This window comes from Micromonospora sp. D75 (genome assembly GCF_018070405.1).
GTDB lineage: Bacteria > Actinomycetota > Actinomycetes > Mycobacteriales > Micromonosporaceae > Micromonospora > Micromonospora chalcea.
Map to the genome: position 1 here is coordinate 1 of NZ_JAGPXV010000773.1, position 2,478 is coordinate 2,478.

At 66.9% G+C, this 2,478-nt stretch carries 2 protein-coding genes; both read left to right on the plus strand.

From position 1 onward, the window contains the following. The coding region (rpsG, locus tag KBX39_RS28835; protein WP_210873556.1) for a 30S ribosomal protein S7 at nt 1–313 on the plus strand (313 nt) is incomplete at its 5' end. A gap of 75 nt (nt 314–388) precedes the next feature. Beyond that, the coding region (fusA, locus tag KBX39_RS28840; protein WP_210873557.1) for an elongation factor G at nt 389–2,478 on the plus strand (2,090 nt) is incomplete at its 3' end.

The window sequence follows — 2,478 nt, forward strand, 5'->3', positions numbered from 1 at the left end:
GTCCGGCACCGACCCCGTCGTCACGCTCAAGCGCGCGATGGACAACGTCAAGCCGACCCTCGAGGTGCGCAGCCGCCGTGTCGGTGGCGCCACCTACCAGGTTCCGGTCGAGGTCCGGCCGTCCCGCGCGACCACGCTCGGTCTGCGCTGGCTGGTGACCTACTCCCGGGCCCGGCGCGAGAAGACCATGGTCGAGCGGCTGATGAACGAGCTGCTGGACGCGAGCAACGGCCTCGGCGCCGCCGTCAAGCGGCGTGAGGACACGCACAAGATGGCCGAGTCCAACAAGGCCTTCGCGCACTACCGCTGGTAACACCTGAGGTTCCGGCGCCGGCAGGCGCCGGAACCGCCACCAGTTGTGTCGAGACGACGATAAGTAGGGATTGAAGTGGCCGCCGCAGACGCGCTCGCCAACGTACGCAACATCGGCATCATGGCCCACATCGATGCCGGTAAGACCACTACCACCGAGCGAATCCTGTTCTACACCGGCATCACGTACAAGATCGGTGAGGTCCACGAGGGCGCCGCCGTCATGGACTGGATGGAGCAGGAGCAGGAGCGCGGTATCACCATCACTTCCGCCGCCACCAAGTGCGAGTGGAAGGGCCACACGATCCAGATCATCGACACGCCCGGCCACGTCGACTTCACGGTCGAGGTCGAGCGGTCGCTGCGGGTTCTGGACGGTGCGGTCGCGGTCTACGACGGCGTGGCCGGCGTGGAGCCCCAGACGGAGAACGTCTGGCGGCAGGCGGACAAGTACAACGTCCCCCGGATGTGCTTCGTCAACAAGCTCGACCGGACCGGCGCCGACTTCTTCCGCTGCGTGCAGATGATGATCGACCGGCTCAACGCCACCCCGCTGGTGCTCCAGATCCCGATCGGCGCCGAGTCCGACTTCATCGGCGTGGTCGACCTGGTCGAGATGCGTGCGCTCACCTGGCGCGGCGAGACCCAGAAGGGTGAGGACTACGCGGTCGAGGAGATCCCGGCCGACCTCGCCGACTCCGCCGCGGAGTGGCGCGAGAAGCTGATGGAGACCCTCGCCGACGTCGACGACTCGGTGATGGAGAAGTACCTCGAGGGCGAGGAGATCTCGGCCGACGAGATCAAGGCCGCCATCCGCCGGGCCACCATCGCCGGCAAGGCCAACCCGGTCCTCACCGGTACCGCCTTCAAGAACAAGGGCATCCAGCCGATGCTGGACGCGGTCGTCGCGTACCTGCCCTCGCCGCTGGACATCCCGGCGATCGAGGGTACGGCCACCGACGGCGAGACCCCGCTGCAGCGGAAGCCCTCGGTCTCCGAGCCGTTCTCCGGCCTGGCCTTCAAGATCCAGACCGACAAGCACCTCGGCAAGCTGACGTACGTCCGGATCTACTCCGGCACGCTCGAGTCCGGTTCTCAGGTGATCAACTCCACGAAGGACCGCAAGGAGCGGATCGGCAAGATCTACCAGATGCACGCCAACAAGCGGGAGGAGCGCAGCTCCGCCCAGGCCGGCGACATCATCGCGGTGCAGGGTCTGAAGCAGACCACCACCGGTGACACGCTGTGCGACCCGGCGAACCCGGTCATCCTGGAGTCGATGACCTTCCCGGAGCCGGTCATCGAGGTGGCCATCGAGCCGAAGACCAAGGCCGACCAGGAGAAGCTCAGCACCGCCATCCAGCGGCTGGCCGAGGAGGACCCGACCTTCCGCGTCAAGCTGGACGACCAGACCGGTCAGACGGTCATCTCCGGCATGGGCGAGCTGCACCTGGACATCCTGGTCGACCGGATGCGCCGCGAGTTCAACGTCGAGGCGAACATCGGTAAGCCGCAGGTGGCGTACCGCGAGACCATCCGCCGCGCGGTGGAGAAGGTCGAGTACACCCACAAGAAGCAGACCGGTGGCTCCGGCCAGTACGCCCGCGTGATCATCAGCGTGGAGCCGCTGCCGCTCGGCAACGAGGCCCCGACCTACGAGTTCGCCAACGCCGTGACCGGTGGCCGCATCCCCCGGGAGTTCATCCCCTCGGTGGACGCGGGCGCGCAGGACGCCATGCAGTACGGCATCCTCGCCGGCTTCCCCCTGGTGGGCGTCAAGCTCACCCTGGTGGACGGCCAGTACCACGAGGTCGACTCGTCGGAAATGGCGTTCAAGATCGCCGGCTCGATGGCGATGAAGGAGGCGGCCCGCAAGGCCGACCCCGCTCTCCTCGAGCCGATGATGGCCGTTGAAGTCACCACTCCTGAGGAGAACATGGGTGACGTCATCGGCGACCTCAACTCCCGGCGTGGCATCATCCAGGCGATGGAGGAGCGCAGCGGCGCTCGCGTCGTCCGGGCCCTGGTGCCGCTGTCGGAGATGTTCGGCTACGTCGGCGACCTGCGGTCGAAGACCCAGGGCCGGGCTAGCTACAGCATGCAGTTCGACTCCTACGCCGAGGTTCCGAACTCGGTGGCCAAGGAGATCATCGCCAAGGCGACGGG